This is a genomic window from Alcaligenes sp. Lyrl_28 (assembly GCF_051948705.1).
In the GTDB taxonomy this organism is placed as follows: domain Bacteria; phylum Pseudomonadota; class Gammaproteobacteria; order Burkholderiales; family Burkholderiaceae_B; genus Alcaligenes; species Alcaligenes ammonioxydans.
Genome location: NZ_JAYJLG010000001.1, coordinates 285,568 through 304,134 on the forward strand (window position 1 = coordinate 285,568; position 18,567 = coordinate 304,134).

Consider the following 18,567-nt stretch of genomic DNA (forward strand, 5'->3'; position numbering starts at 1 on the left):
CACAGCGCTTTGGGCAAGGTCGCCTTTTCAGCTGTACAAGAGCATAATGACACGCTATCTAAGGTATATATCGCGATCGGCTGACTGCTCGCTGACAGTTTGCCCCCCCTACCCGAAGGCCTTTCATGCCCGTAGCCATGCTTTATATTGCCGCCGGCGGCGCCCTGGGCGCGCTGGCACGCTGGTTCCTCAGTCAGGCACTCAACACCCTGTTCCCCACCTTGCCACCAGGCACCTTGCTGGCCAACTTGATCGGCGGCTATTTGATGGGCATCGCCATGGCCTGTTTCAACCAGTGGGGACTGGGTCACGAAGGCTGGCGCATGTTTGTCATGACCGGCTTTCTGGGTGGCCTGACTACCTTTTCCACCTTCTCTGCCGAGATCATGACCTTAATGATGCAGCAGCGCTATCTGTGGGCACTGGGCGGCATTGCCGTGCATGTCATCGGTTCTTTACTGATGCTGGGCTTGGGCATGGTCACGTGGAGCCTGTTTCGAGGGCAAGCATGATGGACGTCCATTTTCTTCAGGCCGGTTCACCTCCGCCGGATGTTGAGCAGCGCTTTGGCAATCAGAACGCCTGGTTCAAACGTGCACTGCAAACACTGCCGGTCAACATCCGTACCTGGCGTGTGCATCAGGATAAAGCCTTGCCCGCTGCAGACTGCCCGGACCCTGTGGTGATCAGCGGTTCCTGGAACATGGTCACTGATCGTCTTGACTGGAGCGAGAACCTGGCCGCCTGGATTCGTGAGCGTTATCAGACTCAAATGCCTCTGCTGGGCATTTGTTACGGTCATCAACTGATGGCTCATGCCTTGGGTGGACGCGTCGATTACGCTCCAAAAGGCGCTGAGGTGGGCTATTTACCTGTCCAGCTCTCAGAGCAGGCGCAACACCATGAACTGCTGGCAGACCTGCCCATGCAATTTCCTGCCTTGCTCACCCATCAACAAAGTGTGCTGAGCCTGCCCGATCACGTAGAAGTGCTGGGTCGTTCCGCGCAGGACCCTCATCAAATCCTGCGTTATGGCCCATCGCAATGGTCGGTCCAGTTTCACCCCGAATTTTTCGCCGGCTTGCTGCGCTACTGTGTCTTGCGCAAGGCCGACTTCTGGAGAGCACAAGGCATCGACCCACAGGCACTGGCCGACCCGATCCAGGACACGCCCGACGCCCACCGCCTGCTCTGTCATTTTGTACGGACTTACTCATCCAGCGGGCCCAAGGGGCGACGGAAAAACTCGCCTGGCGTTTGACCCATCAAGTCTCTAAATGCCGCCACAAAAGCCGACATGCTTTCGTAGCCACAGGCCAAGGCTACATCAGTCACGCGCTCGTGGCGCTCTAACAAGGGCAAGGCGCTCATGACGCGCAGGCGCTGGCGCCACACCCGAAAAGTCAAACCAGTTTGTTGCCGGAATAGACGGCTTAGCGTTTTTTCTGACAAACCTTGCTGCTCAGCCAGCTCGTGCAAACTCCAATCGACCGCTGGCTGAGCCTGAAGCTGCTCACAGACCTGCAACAAGCGTGAGTCCGATGGCCAGGGCAGAATCAGACCGCTTTCAGGGGCGGCCAACAGGCGATCGAGCAGGACCTGTACCAAACGCCCTTGCGCCCCCTCTCGCTCATACAGGACCGGCAATAAACTAAACTCGCGAATCAATTCCCGCAATAAGCGGTCCACCGCCACCACCCGACACGCAAGGGGTGCCTGCGGCAAGGCGCTGACATCAATATAAAGACTGCGAATCTGGGCATCGGGTGAACTGCGTACCCCATGCTCGACGCCTGCTGGCACCCAGACCGCCTGCTGGGGCGGTGCCATGAAGCGCCCACTGGCCGTGCGCACCTCAATCACACCGGTCAGCGCATAAGAGAATTGCACCCAAGGATGACGATGCGGGCGCGCAATGGCCTGATTGGGCAAGGTACGTTCCTGACCATAGAGTGGTCTGGGCAGATACCGCAGCTGCTGCAAACTCTCTGGAATCCGCTCGGCGGGTTGCAGAATGTCCGTTTGTCGATAATCCATATCCGTTTAGCGATAAACACCCAAAAAAGTCTACGGTAAAGTGAGGCCTTTCATAACGCAAGCCTTTCAAGCCTCTCACAAACCCATGCTCTCTCAACTGCGACTGCTTTTTGACAACTTCACTCTGATCCTGATCGGCGTTGTGGCGCTGGCCAGCTTCTTTCCCGCCTATGGTCAGGGCGCCGTGATTTTTGATGTGATTACCGGTCTGGCCATTGCCCTGCTGTTTTTCATGCATGGCGCCAAGCTGTCTCGCGAGGCCATCATTGCCGGCGCAACCCACTGGCGTTTGCACCTGTTGGTCTTTGCCTGCACCTTTGTGATGTTCCCTCTTTTGGGCCTGATCTCCAAGCCCATTTTGTTGCCTTTGCTGGGCATGCCCTTATTTGTCGGCATTTTGTATATGTGCGCCTTGCCCGGCACCGTGCAATCGGCCATTGCCTTTACCTCGATTGCTCGCGGCAACGTACCAGCCGCCATTTGCAGTGCCTCGGCCTCCAGCCTGATCGGCATTGTGCTCACTCCCGTGCTGCTCAAGCTCTTGCTGGACGCGGACGGCGGCTCGGCCAGCTCGACGGTGGACGCCATCAAGAAGATCAGCCTGCAATTGTTGCTGCCTTTTGTTGTGGGCCATCTGATGCGCCCCCTGATTGGCAAGTGGATGGATCGCAACCGCAAATGGCTGCGCAGTGTGGATCAGTCTTCCATCCTGCTGGTGGTCTACACGGCTTTTAGCGCGTCGGTAATCGGCGGTCTGTGGCAAGCTGTTCCACCCAAGTCCCTGGCTATTCTGACCGTGGTCTGCGTGGTGTTACTGGCCATTATCTTGTTTCTGACGACCTGGATGGCCCGCAAGCTGGGCTTTAGCAAGGAAGACGAAATCACGATTGTGTTCGGCGGCTCCAAGAAAAGTCTGGCAACCGGTGTGCCCATGGCCCAAGTGCTGTTTACCGGCGCTGCGATTGGCCCCGCTCTGCTACCCATCATGATCTTTCATCAGATTCAATTGATGGCCTGCGCCTTCATTGCGAATCGATACGCACAGCGCCCAACAACACCAGAAGAAAAGATGTCTCTGCAAAAAGCCTGATACGTAAGCGATGATGGCCCAGTTTCAGGAACACTGGGCCATTGCGTGCCAGGGCACTGAAACGCAACAAGCCGCAGGTCTTCTCAGCCCAAAGCTGTTTGTCGCCGCCCTCACTTGCTCTCTAGCGCGCCGTAGCTCATTGAGAACGCCATGGACAATGCGCCCCCCGCTCACTGCAAGGTATTGATCTTGTCATTCAAGGTCGCTGCCGACAATTCTCCGGCCCGCACATCCACCAGACGACCCTGCTCATCCAGAAACAAGGTCGTTGGCAAACCCCGACTGCGCACGGCCTGCCCCAGCTGCATATGCGGATCGCGCCACATATTGCCCAATTCCAGGCTTTCCTCATCCAGATAGTGCTGGATCGCCGTCAGCTCCTCGCCCTGGTTGGCGAACACAATATTCACATCGCTTCGGCTGGCTTGCACTTGCTGGAATGCTGGCATCTCGCGGCGGCACGGCGGGCACCAGCTGGCCCAGAGATTCACGACGGTTACCTTCCCCTTGTACTGATCCAGATTGTCCGGCGTACTGAAGTCTGCCTGCAGGGGAATCAAGTCTATCTCGGTCAAGGGGATGGATGGTTCAAGGCCACCTCGGCCCGTTGCGACCATAACCAGCGAAAACGCAGCGACACCAATAGCCAGGCCACCGGCCACCGCTGGCAAGACCGCCTTGTCACGCAGCACACGCCACAGCACGTAGAACCAGCCCGCCGTCACTGCAGCCGGAATCATCAAACCGCCATCGCGCACATCCAGCCAGCTCAAGGGGTCGTTTTGATAGAACTCCCATTGCTGAATGAGAAAGCCCAGGCGGCCGACCAAGACCCCCAGAAGAACGGCGCGCCATAAGACTGATTCCGCCCGGGTCTGTCGGCGTCTGTCCAGCCAGGCCGCCAGAAACAGCCCCAAGAAGGCCGCGACCAAGAACGCAAACAAGGACGTGGCAAAGGTAAAAGGACCGAGCTGTATGCTTTGCATAACTATAAATCCTGACAAGACCAGATAAAAACAGACCCGCCTTAAGCGGGTCGGGCCAACAAGAACAGACAGCCATCGCGCGTAAAGATTCCCTAGTTCAGGGAAGCCTCGCTCAACATTTGCATGAATTGACCCATCTTGGCAGGACATTTGACGCCGGGCTCCAGCTCAACACCGCTGCTCACATCAATCGCATAAGGTCGATGCAATGCGACTCGATCGGCCACATTATCGATACGCATGCCTCCAGCCAGAACCAGGGGCGGCAGGCCTTCCTGGGAGCGCAGACGCAGTTGCAGGCCCTGGATCAAGGCCGGATCGAAGGCCGTACCCGTGCCGCCATAAGCATCGTGATAGCCGTCCATCAACCAGGCTCGCGCATCGGGATACTTCATGCACTGCTCAAACAGGCTGTCTACCGTGTCCAGGCCGGGCGCCCCGACACGGAAAGCCTTGATATACGGATGAGCATAGCGCCGGCATTCTTGCGGACTTTCTTCCCCATGAAATTGCAGCAGGTCCGGTTGCACCTGCTCCAGAATCTCCCGCACAAAGCCTTCGGGGGCGTTCACAAACAGACTTACCGCCTGCACGAATGCCGGGACATGGGCGCGCAAGGCGACAGCGTGCTGGGTGCTGAGCATGCGGGCACTTTTCGGATAAAACACAAACCCCACCGCATCCGCGCCCAATTGGACGGCAGCATCAATATCCTGCGCTCGGGTAAAGCCACAAATCTTGACTCGGGTACGGCTGTACATCATTGATCCTCGAATAAAAAACGGGGGCCCGATGCCCCCGTTTGAAAGATGGAACGACTTTATTGGAAACTGCTGGCGGCGTCATCCATACCAAAGCCATAGCTATCAGAGCCGTAGGTCGACTCGGTACCAAACTGGATCTGCGAGTCCTCCAACAGAACTTCGCCGTCTTTGTAATGCGTGACCAGCCCGGGAAAGACCAGCACAGCGGCGACCATCAATAACTGGATGATAATAAAGGGCACCGATCCCCAGTAAATATCGGTCGTTGCCACTCGCTTGACCCGCTCGCCCGTTACCTTGTCGGTGTAATCCTCTTTCGGAGCGACCGAACGCAGGAAAAACAGCGCAAAGCCAAAAGGCGGGTGCATGAAGGAAGTCTGCATATTGACCGCCAGCAAGACACCGAACCAGATCAGGTCAATCCCCATCTTGTCGGCAATCGGCCCGAGCAACGGCACAATAATAAAGGCCAGCTCAAAAAAGTCCAGAAAGAAGGCCAGCAGAAAGGTCAGAATGCTGACAATGATCAGAAAGCCCCACTCTCCGCCAGGCATGTCGATCAGCAGGTGCTCCACCCACAAATCGCCATTGATGCCGCGAAAGCTCAGGCTGAACACCGTAGAGCCCACCAGAATAAAGACCACAAAGCAGGACAGACGGGTGGTGGACTCCATCGCCTGACGCAACAGCTTCCAGGACAAACGCCCACGCGATACGGCCATGATGATGGCCCCTACGGCCCCCATTGCCCCGCCCTCGGTCGGTGTCGCCACGCCAATAAAGATTGTGCCCAGCACCAGAAAGATCAGAAACAGGGGCGGCACCATCACGAAGACCACGCGCTCGGCGATCCTGGAGAGCATCTTGAGCTTGAGCAGCTTATTGGCCAGCGCGATCAACCAGGCCGTCATGCCCCACAGCAACATCAGCACAACAATATGCTCGTCCATCGGAATATTGGGATGCGTGGCAAAGTAGTGCTGAGAACCAAAATAGGCCACAGCAGACGCCACGATCGTCAGGACTACCAGGGAAGTCAGGCCACGACTGCCATCAGGCTCCATGTACACACGGGCCTCGGGCGGCAGGGCTGGCGCCGACTTGGGCTTGATGTACGACATCACCACAATGTACAGAATATAAATCACCACCAGCAGCAAGCCGGGCAGCATCGCACCGCGATACATGTCGCCTATGGATCGACCCAGTTGGTCAGCCAGAATAATCAACACAATTGAGGGAGGAATGATCTGCGACAGCGTGCCCGAAGCAGCGATCACGCCGGTAGCCAGTTTGCGGTCATAGCCATAGCGCAGCATGATGGGCAAGGAAATTAAGCCCATGGAAATCACCGAAGCCGACACCACGCCTGTGGTGGCGGCCAGCATGGCACCGACCAGTACCACCGCAATGGCCAGCCCGCCACGCAAGGGGCCGAACAACTGCCCGATGGTATCAAGCAGATCTTCCGCCATTCCCGATCGTTCCAGTATCAGGCCCATCAAGGTAAAGAAGGGAACGGCCAACAAGGTGTCGTTCTCGACGATTCCAAATACCCGTTGCGGCAAGGCCTGGAACAAGGCCGGCTGCATCATGTCCAGCTCAATGGCGACCAGACCATACAACACCCCGATCGCCGACAAGGTAAACGTCACGGGGAAACCCAACAGCAAAAACACGATCAGGTTAAAAAACATGATCGGAGCCAGATTATCAACCAGAAATTCCATTGTTACTGGCCCTTAGAAACAGAAATCGTTGCGTCATTTGCCCGGGCTATCTCCAGGATCTCCTTGGCCAGCTCTTCCTCAGCACTTAACCCGCCGTTTTTAAGCAAGGGGTTGGGACAAGCACCCCGCAAAAAGCCGATGCATTTGATCAGATGCGAAATACCGGCCAGTGCCAGCAAGGCGAATCCGACCGGAATCAAGAGCTTGACCGGCCAACGCGCCAGCCCACCCGTATTGGAGGACTGCTCGTTCAACACATAAGACTGCTCAAAAAATGGAATGGAGAGCCAGAAAATCAACAGCGTGGCGGGCAAAAGAAAAAAGATGACGCCAAAAATGTCGATCCAGACTTGAACACGAGGTGGGAAGCGTTCTGCCACGGCATCCACCCGTACATGCTCATTGACAAAGAAGGTATAGCCCGCCGCCAGCAGGAAAATTGCACCGAACAAATACCATTGCAATTCCAGCCACTGGTTGGAGCTAATGCCGTAGACCTTGCGCACCACGGCATTGATCGCACTGACCAACACCACAATGAGCGTCAGCCAGGTTACGGATTTACCAACGACCGTGTTCAGTCGGTCGATCAAACTAGACAATCGTAAAAAGAATTTCATGGCCTTGCTCAGGATATGGTCGCCTTCAGGACTCGCTTGTGGCGGATGCCCGAAGGTGGTCGGCCTTATACAGATAAGAATGTAAGAAAGAAAATGGCTTCACATTTTATACGATTGAAACAGGTGAAGCCGATTCGGATACCGGGGATAAACCCTTTAGAAATGCGCTAGATCATCATTTATTTTCAGCTGCCTTGGCAAAACGCAGTCCGCTCAATTCATAGAGCAAGTCATCGGGGTCCGACGTGGGGAGATCAAAGTGAGCCGGATAATCCACCCCGGCCAGATACAGGCCACTGGCCTCAAAAGTCGGAGCCGACAAGCGGCGATCACGCTGGGCCAGGAGATGCAGCACCCAGGAGGGAGGCTGGCGGCCTTGTCCGATATAGACCAGCATGCCCATCAGATTACGGATCATGTGATGCAAAAACGCATTGGCGCTAAAGCGAAATAGAAAAAAATCACCCTGCTGCTGAATCTGAATCTGGGTCATGGTCCTTACGGGACTGGCAGCCTGGCACTGCGAGGAGCGAAACGCACTGAAGTCGTGCTCACCCACCAAGTGCTGGGCAGCTTGCTGCATCAGGGACAGCTCCAAAGGACGAAACACCCAGGCAACCCGCCCCTGCAACAAAGGGGAGCGTACCCGGTGTTGGCGCAGCAGGTAGATATAGTGACGTCCTTGCGCGGAAAAGCGCGCATGGAAGTCTTCCGGCACTTCGCGCGCCCATTGCACCGCTACCGAGTCCGGCAACAACGCGTTAAGCCCGCGCACCCAGGACTCCAGACTACGCTCGACTGTCGTGTCCAGATGAACCACTTGATTGAGCGCATGAACGCCCGTATCCGTGCGCCCGGCGCAGATCGTAGAAACGGGCTGGGCCGTAAAACGGCCCAGTGCCTGCTCCAGAACATCTTGAACGGTGTTGCCACCGGCCTGACTTTGCCAGCCTAGCCAGGGCGTCCCCTCATAGCAGACACCCAGTGCAATACGTCTCATGGTGGGTTTGCCTTACTGACGTACAGGAGGCTCGTCCGAAGGCGGCTGATCCAGGTCCAGATTGATTTTTTCCAGCTTCTCCCGAACCATTGCCTCGCTGACAGGCGCAGGCGAATCATCACCATGACGATTTTCGGTATTGGCCCGGCGCAAGACCCAGGTCACCAGGACCACGATCAACGCCAGTACCACGGCCATGACGGCCAACATATGTTCTTGTATCCAGGACACGGTCTTTTTTGCCTTGTTAACTGCACCGGCCATCTTGCCCTGCTCGGGCTCGGGAGGCACGGAAATCGCTCCTGCCACCGCGGCAGAAGAAGCGGCGCCAGAAGCGCCAGATTGAGAAGATGAGTGGGTCGTCTCATTGCCGGACTGGCCCAGACCCAGCTCGTTAGCAGAGTCCAGAATCAAGTCTTTGGCCGCCTCGCCTTGGGACTGCAAGGCACGGCCCAGCGTCGAGACATTTTCTTCCAACTGCGAAACACGATCCCCGGTCTCACGTAATTCGTGCTGCAATTGCTGCTTGTCATCACGGGCTTGAGAATCGGCCGACAGAAGCAGACGATCCTGGCCTGCCCCATTTGCAGCGGATTCGCCACTCTCGGTCTGCATCCGACCTTGGGACGCATCGCCCTGATCGCCTCCAGCTTGCGCTGCCAAGCGCAACGCCTGGGCCTGATCCACGTAGAAACGGCGGGCCTGGGCATCGTTTATCGCCAACATGGCCGCCGCATCCGGAATCTGCAGAGTCTTGCCGGCCTTCAGACGATGCATGTTCTGATCGATGAAGGCATCGGGGTTGTGCTGCTGCACCGCCCGCATCCACTGGTAAGCGCTGACACCGGCCACGGCGTGGCGACGGGCCAAAGCATGCAAGGTATCGCCCGAGCGGACGCGCACCGCATTCGCGCCTTTCGTATCCGATAAGTTCGACGCAGCTGAAACCTGCACCGCCACAGAGGCCGGACGAGCCACCTGATCCTGGGCCACCGGCCGGACAGTCAGCGGGGCGGGAGCCAGAACACTGACCTGATGCAAGAACTGCCCGCTGTCGCTTTGAATCTGCAACAGCACATCCGCAACAGAACCCGAGAACATCTGCTCGGAGGACAGCCGGATACGTCGCACCTGCCCCTGCTCGTCACGCTCGATGAATGCTCTGAGAGACTCCAGATCAACGGGCGGTGTCAAGCCAGCCTGTTGCCAGGCCGACAAAGGTGCGGGCGCCACTTTCAATGACAGACTTTCTTCGGGACTGATCTGGCGAATACCCACATCCAGCGTGAAAAGCTGATTGGGCGCGGACACCAGACGACTATGACCGAGCTCCAGCGCGCACACCGGCGCGGCCGCCAGCATCCCGGCCACAAGCAGGGCCGAACCCAGCGTACGTACAGGATGCAGACGGCCAGCCATGATCAGAGCTCGCCCAGGGCAATACGCAACATGCGGCGCAATGGCTCAGCAGCACCCCACAGCAACTGGTCGCCCACCGTGAAGGCGCTCAAGTACTCGGGGCCCATGTTCAGCTTGCGCAGACGACCTACCGGGATGTCCAGCGTGCCAGTCACGGCAACCGGCGTCAGCGCTTCTATCGTGGCCTGACGCTCGTTGGGCACGACCTTGGCCCACTTGGAGCCCTCCGCCAGGATGTCCGTGATCTCGTCCAGCGGCACATCACGGGTCAGTTTGATGGTCAGTGCCTGACTGTGACAGCGCATGGCACCAATACGTACACACAGGCCGTCGATAGGAATGTGCTTGTCCTGTGCACCGCGGCCCAGGATCTTGTTGGTTTCCACGCCGCCCTTCCACTCTTCGCGCGTCATGCCGTTGCCCAGGTCGGAGTCGATCCAGGGAATCAGGCTGCCGCCCAGTGGAACACCAAAGTTTTTCTGAGGCAGATTGGGATCGCGCTGAGTCTGCAAGACACCGCGATCAATATCCAGAATGGCCGAAGCAGGATCGTCCAGCAAGCTGGCAACGGACTGGTTAATCAGGCCAAACTGTGTCAGCAGCTCACGCATGTGCTGAGCGCCACCGCCCGAGGCAGCCTGGTAGGTCATGCTGGTCATCCACTCAACCAGATTCTGGTTGAACAGCCCCCCCAGGCCCATCAACATGCAGCTGACCGTACAGTTGCCGCCAATGAACTGCTTGCCACCTTTGGCCAGCGCCGCGTCAATAACAGGACGGTTGATGGGGTCCAGCACGATCACGGAGTTTTCATCCATGCGCAGCGTGCTGGCCGCGTCAATCCACAAACCGTTCCAGCCGGCGGCACGCAGCTTGGGGTAGATCTGGCTTGTGTAATCTCCACCTTGGGCGGTCACAATAATGGGCAGCTTTTTCAAAGCGTCAATATCGTGAGCATCCTGCAATGGGCCAGCGCCATCAGCCCACGAGGGAGCTGCGCCGCCAGCATTGCTAGTCGAGAAAAACACCGGCTGAAAAAGGGAAAAATCACCTTCGTCGCGCATGCGCTGCATGAGCACGGAGCCCACCATCCCACGCCAGCCGACCAAACCTACCGCTTGAGTCATGGTAATACCACCTGGATATATAAAAAAATAAAACGATAAAAGATACTATCGCAAAGCCTTGAGCACTGCATCCCCCATCGCGCTGGTGCTCAGCAATTGACAACCGTCTTCGTAGATGTCGCCGGTACGCAGGCCCTGCTCCAGCACGCTGGCAACCGCCGCCTCAATGCGTTTAGCCTGATCTTCTGCGTTGAGCGAATAGCGCAGCAACATGGCGGCAGACAAAATGGTGGCCAGGGGATTGGCTTTGTTCTGGCCGGCAATATCGGGGGCCGAGCCATGGCTGGGTTCGTACAAGCCTTGCTGGGAGGCATTCAGAGAAGCCGAGGGCAACATACCGATCGAGCCCGTAAGCATGGCGGCTTCATCCGATAGGATATCGCCAAACAGGTTGCCTGTGACAATCACGTCGAATTCTTTTGGCGCACGCACCAATTGCATGGCAGCGTTGTCCACGTACATGTGGCTCAATTCGACGTCCGGATACTCACGGGCCACATCAATCATGATGTCGCGCCAGAACTGGGATGTTTCCAGCACATTGGACTTGTCCACGCTGCACAAACGTTTCTGCCGTTTTTGTGCGGCCTGGAAACCCACGTGGGCAATACGGCGCACTTCGCTTTCGGCGTAGTGCATGGTGTCGAAACCCTGACGCTCGCCTGCGAAGTTACCCTCTTCCACGGTACGCACGCCACGCGGCTGGCCGAAGTAGATATCGCCCGTCAGTTCACGCACGATCAGGATATCCAGACCCGACACGACTTCTGGTTTCAAGGTGGAAGCGTTGGCCAGTTGCGGGTACAGGATGGCGGGACGCAGATTGGCGAACAGGCCCATAGCACGACGCAGGCCCAAAATGGCCTGTTCGGGGCGCAGGTGGCGCTCCAGCGAGTCATATTTCCAGTCACCCACGGCACCGAACAGCACGGCGTCGGAGCGTTGAGCCAGGCTCAAGGTTTCGGGTGGCAGGGGGTGACCGTGCAAATCGTAAGCGGCGCCGCCCACCGGGGCCACGGTCATCTCCAGATCCAGGCCCAGAGCGCCCAGCACACGCTGAGCCTGTTCGGTAATCTCGGGACCGATGCCGTCACCGGGCAATACTGCAATTTTATGAGTCATGATCAATGGGACGTAAAAATGAGAGAGTGGAAGGGAAAGGTTCCGGCCCGATCGCCGGAACATCCCAACAAAATCCTAGCGGGACGATCTTGCGCCTGGCATCAGGCCCCTGGCTGGCCCACCAGCCAGGGATGACGGGCCAAACGCTCGGCCTCGTACTGACGAATCATGTCCGCCTTTTGCAAAGTCAGGCCGATTTCATCCAGTCCATTCAAGAGGCTGTGCTTGCGCGATGCATCAATGGTGAACGGCAGCTCACGACCTTCGGGCGTAATGACGCGCTGTTCAGCCAGGTCAATACGCAATTTGTAGCCAGGAAAGGCTTTGACCTCATCGAACAGACGGGCTACATCCAGCTCGTTCAATACAATGGGCAACAGCCCATTCTTGAAGCTGTTGTTAAAGAAAATATCGGCAAAGGACGGCGCGATAATGGCGCGAAAGCCATATTGCATCAGGGCCCAGGGGGCATGTTCGCGACTGGAGCCACAACCGAAATTCTTGCGGGCCAGCAGCACGGAGGCGCCCTGGTAACGGTCCTGGTTCAACACAAAATCCGGGTTCAGCGGACGGCGGGAATTGTCCATGCCAGGCTCGCCGTGGTCCAGATAACGCAGCTCATCAAACAGATTGGGGCCAAAGCCGGTGCGCTTGATGGATTTGAGGAACTGCTTGGGGATGATCAGGTCCGTATCCACGTTTTCCCGATCCAAGGGAGCGACCAGACCTTCATGAGTAGTAAATGCTTGCATGGTGTGGATTTCCTCAGTTGAACGAACGCACGTCGACAAAATGGCCCGCAATGGCGGCCGCTGCGGCCATGGCCGGGCTGACCAGATGGGTTCGTCCACCCTGCCCCTGACGTCCTTCAAAGTTACGGTTGGAGGTTGAGGCACAGCGTTCGCCCGGCTCCAGGCGGTCGGCGTTCATGGCCAAACACATGGAGCAGCCTGGTTCGCGCCACTCAAAACCGGCATTCAGAAAAATCTTGTCCAGCCCTTCCTGTTCAGCCTGACGCTTGACCAGGCCAGAGCCGGGGACGATCATGGCCTGCTTCACATTGGAAGCCACTTTGCGCCCTTTGGCCACGGCGGCTGCGGCGCGCAAATCTTCAATGCGGGCGTTGGTACAGGAGCCGATAAACACGCGATCGATACGGATATCAGTCAGGGGCATATTAGGCGTCAGGCCCATGTACTCCAGGGCACGCTCCATACCATTACGGGTGACTTCATCTTTTTCTTTATCGGGGTCCGGCACCCGGCTGTCGATGGGCAGTACCATTTCAGGCGAGGTTCCCCAGGTCAGCTGAGGGGTAATCTGACTGGCATCAATCTGAACCACGCGATCAAACTGCGCCCCTTGGTCAGTATGCAAGGTTTTCCAGTACGCAACGGCCTGATCCCACAACGCGCCTTTGGGCGAATAAGGTCGACCACGCAGGTACTCAATGGTTTGCTCATCGACGGCAACCATCCCTGAACGAGCCCCGGCCTCAATCGCCATATTGCACACGGTCATGCGTCCTTCCATGGACAGGGCACGAATGGCCGAGCCACCGAACTCAATGGCGTAGCCCGTTCCCCCGGCAGTGCCGATCTGCCCAATGACATACAGGATCAGGTCTTTGGCCGTGCAGCCAAAGGGCAGCTTGCCATCCACCTGAATCAGCATGCTTTTGCTTTTTTTCATCAGCAAGGTCTGGGTGGCCAGCGTATGCTCAACTTCAGAGGTGCCAATACCGAAGGCCAGAGCGCCCACGGCACCGTGCGTACTGGTGTGAGAGTCGCCACACACCACCGTCATGCCGGGCAAGGTAGCCCCCTGCTCAGGACCGACAATATGCACAATGCCCTGACGCACATCATTCATGCGAAATTCGGTAATGCCAAACTCTTCGCAGTTGGCGTCCAGGGTATCGACCTGCAAACGCGAAATGGGATCTTCAATGCCATTCTGACGCGAGGTAGTGGGGACGTTATGATCTGCCACCGCCAGATTGGCACTGACGCGCCAAGGCTTGCGTCCGGCCAGAGTCAGACCCTCGAAGGCTTGCGGGCTGGTCACTTCATGCAGCAAGTGGCGATCAATGTAGATCAAACAGGTGCCATCCGTGTCCTGATGTACGACGTGTTCGTCGAACAACTTATCGTATAAGGTTTTTGCCATTGCACTCTCGCGATTCAGTTGTGATTGCGTCCCGCAGCACACGGGGCGCACTAAAATTTGCACTTATTATGACAGGCGCAGTAACTGGGACAAGACCAATCACCATCCTAGTATTGGAACTACCACGATAGGACGCTTTCCCCGAATCCAAGGCAGACACTCAAGCCATATTCTGCTTCGCGCAGTCAACTCCCGTGATTCACAGCCAGGGCTTGGCTAAAGAGTGATAAGCACCACTCGCCTCCCCGACTAAACGCTGTCACCCTAGGCCTCATTCAGACCAAACTGGCGCTGGACAAAAGCAGCCTGGGCAAAGTGTTGGTCGAGCGGGTGTATTGACACACTTCACCAATCAAGGACGGCTCTTTCTGTCTGGACATGCATGCCACCTCGCTGGGCAACCCGGGTGTGGCGAACGCCAAGCATGGGCAAGTAAACCGCGTTCCATAAAAAAACCCAAACCGGCACCGGTTTGGGTTGTGGTCCGAACGCGGTCACCCCGTCACGGCTTGGCCGCCTGCTGATACAAGGGCATGACCCGCTCCGAGATCGCCTGCAAATCTGCAATGCGAGTTGAGGACGCCGGGTGAGTCGACAAGAACTCGGGCTGGGCTCGGCTCTGCTCCAAAGACCCCATTTTCTGCCATAGCGTCACGGCAGCCCGTGGGTCATACCCTGCACGAGCTGCCAATTCAACACCGATCAAGTCTGCCTCGGATTCATGCGTGCGACTATTGGGCAATTCGAACATCACTTCACTCAGCGTGCCGCCCAGATCATTGACCGCTTGTACCCCTGTCAGGGCGGACAAGACTGTCAGCCCCAAGGAAGTCGCCATTTTCTGGGACACCTGCTCGCGTGAGTGCTCTCGCAAAGCGTGCGCGATTTCATGACCGATCACCGCTGCCAATTCAGCGTCGCTAGGGGCGATGCGCTTGAGCAAACCACTGTAGACCGCAATCTTGCCTCCGGGCATGCACCAGGCATTGACCTCGTCCGCATTGATGACATGCACCTCCCAGTTCCAGGCAGGAGCATCGGCACGGAACGCGCCAACCTGTCCAATCAAACGTTGAGCGATCGCTTTCACCCGCTGAGTCTGGGCAGCGTCCGTATCCAGCGCCTTTTGCTGGCGTGCTTGCGACAGGACCTGCGCATAGTTCTGGGCGGCAGCCTGATTCAGCTCGGCCTCAGAGACCAGATTGGAGATGAACTGTTTGCGTTCGACCCCCACTGCCCCGCTTTGCGTGGTCTGGACCGACGCACAACCCGCGCTAGCCAGTATCAAACCGACCGCCAAGACGCGTTTTCCGTTCACAATACCTTTCATGATCAGCTCCTGCAAACCAACCTGACTAGAAAATGACGTGCCGGCCTCCGGCGCAAACCCTTACATCAGACTCCGCATTGCGAGCGGTGACGCAAGCAATGATCCATCAGCACAATGGCCAGCAAAGCCTCGGCAATCGGTGTGGCACGAATACCCACGCAGGGATCATGACGACCCAGGGTTTGAACCTCGACCGCTTCTCCGGCCCGATTAATGGAGGGGCGCAGGGTACGAATGCTGGCGGTCGGCTTGATCGCCAGCGAGACGGTAATGGCCTGCCCTGAAGAAATACCACCCAGCACGCCCCCGGCCTGATTTGTCTTGAATCCATCCGGGTACAGCGCATCACCATGCTCTGAACCTTTTTGGGTGATGCAATCAAATCCGGCCCCGATGGAGACACCTTTAACCGCATTCAAGCCCATCATGGCGTGAGCAATATCAGCGTCCAGACGGTCATAAATCGGCTCTCCCCAACCGGCAGGCACCCCTTCGGCCACCACTTCAATGCGGGCCCCAATGGACTCACCTTCTTTGCGCAGCTCGTCCATATAAGCTTCCAACTGCGGCACCACATCCAGATCGGGGGCATAGAAGGGATTTTGCTCGACCATGTCCCAGCTTTTGAACGGAATGGCGATGGGGCCCAGTTGGCTCATATAGCCGCGAATCTTGACGCCGACGTGTTCGGCCAGCCATTTCTTGGCAATCGCCCCCGCAGCCACAGTAGGCGCGGTCAAGCGAGCCGAAGAACGCCCCCCTCCACGCGGGTCACGGTTGTCGAACTTTTTCCAGTAGGTGTAATCGGCATGACCGGGACGGAAAGTATCGAGCAGATTGCCGTAATCTTTGCTGCGCGCATCGGAATTGCGAATCAGCAGACTAATGGGCGTGCCGGTTGTGCGGCCTTCGTAAATGCCGGACAGAATTTCCACCTGATCAGGTTCGCGGCGTTGGGTTACATGGCGCGATGTGCCTGGACGACGGCGATCCAGCTCAAACTGAATGTCCTGTTCAGACAGCTCCAGACCCGGAGGGCAGCCATCGATCACTGCGCCAATCGCTGGACCATGGGATTCGCCGTAATTCGTGACGCGGAAGCTTTTACCTAGAGTATTGCCGGACATAAAGAAAGTGAACGCAAAGAAATGGAAAATTAAAAGTCAGGCACGATTATGGCATTGTTCCCGAATCCGGACATGCCCTGGACCGCGCCCGGTCTTTTAGGAAGAACAACTGACGGCCAGTTCCGCACTGCCTTCAGGCGGCGGCATGGCATAGGCCTCAAAACCGGCCCGCTCGGTGTAAGGATCTCGCAGCAACATCAGCAAGGTGTCAATTTCGCTGGCATCGTCCTTGGCAGCCGCCTGAATGGCCTGCTCGGCCAAGTGGTTACGCAAGACATACAAGGGATTGACGCGATTCATGGCCTCGCGCTGCTCAGGCGTGTCGGAGCCGTCCAGAGTCAGACGTTGGCTATAGGCTTGCCACCAGGCCCGAGCCTGATCTTCTGAGCCATCAAACAGGCTCAGAAAGGCCTCAGGGGCCTTGCTGGCTTGTGCCAGAGCACGGAAGGACAAGGTGAAATCCGCCCCGCTGTTATGCAGCAAACGCCACCAGTCATCGACCAGTTGGGCATCGTCCGCCCGCCAGGTACGCAGGCCGAACTTGGCCTGCAAGTTGGCGTGATAGCGATTCAGGAAACTGGCTTCGAACGTCTGTAAACGCTCTTTCACCACTTCCACATCCAGGCCCAGCACCATCAAGGCACTGGCCAGGCGATACAAGTTCCAATGCACAATCGCAGGCTGCGCATTCCAGGCATAACGGCCTTGATTGTCGCTGTGATTGCAGACGTGATTCACACGAAATCGGTCCATGAAGCCGTACGGGCCGTAATCAATGGTCAGGCCCAGGATGGACATATTGTCGGTATTCATGACTCCGTGGCAAAAGCCGACGGTTTGCCAGTCCGCCACCATCTCGGCACTGCGGCGCGTGACCTCCTGCAAGAAGCGGCAGACGCGCTCCTGCTCCGAATCGCCGTCCTGGCGCAGTTCGGGATAGAAATCGCGCAGCACATAGTCCAGCAGCTCACGCAAGCGCTCGGCGTCGTTCGCCCAATGCTCAAATGAGCCAAACCGCACAAAACTCGGGGCGACGCGGGTGACAATCGCGCCCGTTTCCACGCTTTCACGATAGACAGGCGTATCGGAAGTGACCAGCGCCAACGCGCGACTGGTGGCAATGCCCAGACCCGCCATCGCCTCACTGGCCAGATACTCACGCACACTGGAGCGCAGCACGGCACGACCGTCACCCATACGGGAATATGGCGTTTTGCCCGCGCCTTTCAATTGCAGCTCCTGAGGGCCTTCGGGCGTATCAATCTGTCCCAGCAGATGCGCCCGGCCATCACCAAGCTGCCCTGCCCACACACCGAACTGGTGCCCGCTATAGACGGCCGATACGGTCAGCCCCCCGGGCAAGGGAGACTGGCCACTGACGACATCGAGAAACTCTGGCTCGCCCAGGCGTGACACATCCAGACCCAGTTGCGCCGCCAGCGCCTGATTGACATGGAGCAAACGGGCATTTGCCAAAGGTTGCGGCGGCACTGCCGTATGGAAAGCCGACGGCAGATCGGCAAAATGATGACTGATGGTCAGACCATCGAACGCACTGGACATACGCCCCCCTCAGGCTGATTTGGCGGCTTTGGCAGCCTCGGCTTTTTCGGCTTTGCTGCGCTGCTTGGCCGCTTTTTTGGCAGGCCAGAGATAAAAAATGGCGCAGAAATAATAGATCAGGGACAAGACAATTTCTGCCACCGCCCAGGGTAAAACCTCTGCGACCGGATCGGACCAGGCACGCATGACCCCTTCTGCGAAATACAGAAGAATCATCATGGACGTCCATTGCAGCGTATATAAATTGCCCTTGAGCACGCTGCGCAACGGCAACACCAGAGGGATGACTTTCAGCGCCAGCCAGGAGCCGCCCGGTTTCAGGGGCGCAAAATGCAGCTCCCAAGCCAGACACAAAACAATCAAGGCGACCAAGGCCAGGGCCGCCACTCGATGAAGTATGGGGTTTAAAGGTTCATGCATGCTGTTATTATCACCTGAACCCTGTCGAAAAGCAGCGTCCGCCGCATCAAACCGCTATGAAAA

Annotated in this window: 18 protein-coding genes; 3 read left to right on the top strand and 15 right to left on the bottom strand. The window is 57.3% G+C overall.

Annotation, left to right across the window (positions count from 1 at the left end; all coding sequences use genetic code 11):
- Positions 1–125 precede the first annotated feature (125 nt).
- Together crcB and VF694_RS01265 are read left to right on the top strand one after the other, a co-directional pair.
- Positions 126–512, top strand: coding sequence for a fluoride efflux transporter CrcB (gene crcB / locus VF694_RS01260; RefSeq protein ID WP_003799599.1), 387 nt, complete (start codon positions 126–128; stop codon positions 510–512).
- Entirely contained in the window at positions 509–1,261 is a 753-nt protein-coding gene (locus VF694_RS01265) for a glutamine amidotransferase (RefSeq protein ID WP_003799596.1), read from the top strand. Before crcB ends, VF694_RS01265 begins: the two co-directional genes overlap by 4 nt.
- Here VF694_RS01265 and VF694_RS01270 read toward each other — a convergent pair.
- Entirely contained in the window at positions 1,210–2,037 is an 828-nt protein-coding gene (locus VF694_RS01270; RefSeq protein WP_003799594.1) for an AraC family transcriptional regulator, read from the bottom strand. The two genes, VF694_RS01265 and VF694_RS01270, sit on opposite strands and share 52 nt — an antisense overlap.
- 85 nt (positions 2,038–2,122) lie before the next feature.
- Between VF694_RS01270 and VF694_RS01275 the strand changes: the two genes are divergently transcribed.
- Positions 2,123–3,127: a bile acid:sodium symporter family protein gene (locus VF694_RS01275; protein ID WP_003799592.1), complete on the top strand. Its 1,005-nt coding sequence runs from the start codon at positions 2,123–2,125 to the stop codon at positions 3,125–3,127.
- A 170-nt stretch (positions 3,128–3,297) separates the two neighbouring features.
- Here VF694_RS01275 and VF694_RS01280 read toward each other — a convergent pair whose 3' ends face one another.
- The 14 genes from VF694_RS01280 to VF694_RS01345 all read right to left on the bottom strand — a co-directional run bounded on the left by VF694_RS01280 (position 3,298) and on the right by VF694_RS01345 (position 18,504).
- The gene (locus tag VF694_RS01280) at positions 3,298–4,113 is read right to left on the bottom strand and encodes a prolipoprotein diacylglyceryl transferase family protein (RefSeq protein WP_440163556.1); all 816 of its coding nucleotides are present in this window, start codon (positions 4,111–4,113) and stop codon (positions 3,298–3,300) included.
- Positions 4,114–4,205: 92 nt separating this feature from the next.
- Positions 4,206–4,874 carry a phosphoribosylanthranilate isomerase gene (locus VF694_RS01285; RefSeq protein WP_440163811.1) on the bottom strand — a complete coding sequence of 223 codons (669 nt, stop codon included), beginning with the start codon at positions 4,872–4,874 and terminating at the stop codon, positions 4,206–4,208.
- A 59-nt stretch (positions 4,875–4,933) separates the two neighbouring features.
- Positions 4,934–6,607: a TRAP transporter large permease gene (locus VF694_RS01290; protein ID WP_003799586.1), complete on the bottom strand. Its 1,674-nt coding sequence runs from the start codon at positions 6,605–6,607 to the stop codon at positions 4,934–4,936.
- A 2-nt stretch (positions 6,608–6,609) separates the two neighbouring features.
- The gene (locus VF694_RS01295) at positions 6,610–7,227 is read right to left on the bottom strand and encodes a TRAP transporter small permease subunit (RefSeq protein ID WP_003799584.1); all 618 of its coding nucleotides are present in this window, start codon (positions 7,225–7,227) and stop codon (positions 6,610–6,612) included.
- Between the two features lie 175 nt (positions 7,228–7,402).
- Positions 7,403–8,227, bottom strand: a complete 825-nt coding sequence (truA, locus tag VF694_RS01300) for a tRNA pseudouridine(38-40) synthase TruA (protein ID WP_301605807.1) — start codon at positions 8,225–8,227, stop codon at positions 7,403–7,405.
- Between the two features lie 12 nt (positions 8,228–8,239).
- Positions 8,240–9,646: a type IV pilus assembly protein FimV gene (locus VF694_RS01305; protein ID WP_440163559.1), complete on the bottom strand. Its 1,407-nt coding sequence runs from the start codon at positions 9,644–9,646 to the stop codon at positions 8,240–8,242.
- A gap of 2 nt (positions 9,647–9,648) precedes the next feature.
- A complete protein-coding gene (gene asd, locus VF694_RS01310) occupies positions 9,649–10,773 on the bottom strand; it encodes an aspartate-semialdehyde dehydrogenase (protein WP_003799579.1) in 1,125 nt (374 codons plus the stop codon).
- Positions 10,774–10,818: 45 nt separating this feature from the next.
- The gene (gene leuB, locus VF694_RS01315; RefSeq protein WP_003799578.1) at positions 10,819–11,895 is read right to left on the bottom strand and encodes a 3-isopropylmalate dehydrogenase; all 1,077 of its coding nucleotides are present in this window, start codon (positions 11,893–11,895) and stop codon (positions 10,819–10,821) included.
- A 101-nt stretch (positions 11,896–11,996) separates the two neighbouring features.
- Positions 11,997–12,647, bottom strand: a complete 651-nt coding sequence (leuD, locus tag VF694_RS01320; protein ID WP_003799577.1) for a 3-isopropylmalate dehydratase small subunit — start codon at positions 12,645–12,647, stop codon at positions 11,997–11,999.
- A 13-nt stretch (positions 12,648–12,660) separates the two neighbouring features.
- Positions 12,661–14,064 (bottom strand): 3-isopropylmalate dehydratase large subunit, encoded by a 1,404-nt coding sequence (gene leuC, locus VF694_RS01325; RefSeq protein WP_003799576.1) that lies wholly within the window; start codon positions 14,062–14,064, stop codon positions 12,661–12,663.
- A 502-nt stretch (positions 14,065–14,566) separates the two neighbouring features.
- A complete protein-coding gene (locus VF694_RS01330) occupies positions 14,567–15,394 on the bottom strand; it encodes a M48 family metallopeptidase (RefSeq protein ID WP_003799575.1) in 828 nt (275 codons plus the stop codon).
- 65 nt (positions 15,395–15,459) lie between these two features.
- The gene (gene aroC / locus VF694_RS01335) at positions 15,460–16,521 is read right to left on the bottom strand and encodes a chorismate synthase (RefSeq protein WP_003799574.1); all 1,062 of its coding nucleotides are present in this window, start codon (positions 16,519–16,521) and stop codon (positions 15,460–15,462) included.
- 96 nt (positions 16,522–16,617) lie between these two features.
- Positions 16,618–18,084, bottom strand: coding sequence for a protein adenylyltransferase SelO (locus VF694_RS01340; protein ID WP_003799573.1), 1,467 nt, complete (start codon positions 18,082–18,084; stop codon positions 16,618–16,620).
- Between the two features lie 9 nt (positions 18,085–18,093).
- Positions 18,094–18,504, bottom strand: coding sequence for a DUF2069 domain-containing protein (locus VF694_RS01345; RefSeq protein WP_003799572.1), 411 nt, complete (start codon positions 18,502–18,504; stop codon positions 18,094–18,096).
- Between the last annotated feature and the right edge of the window lie 63 nt (positions 18,505–18,567).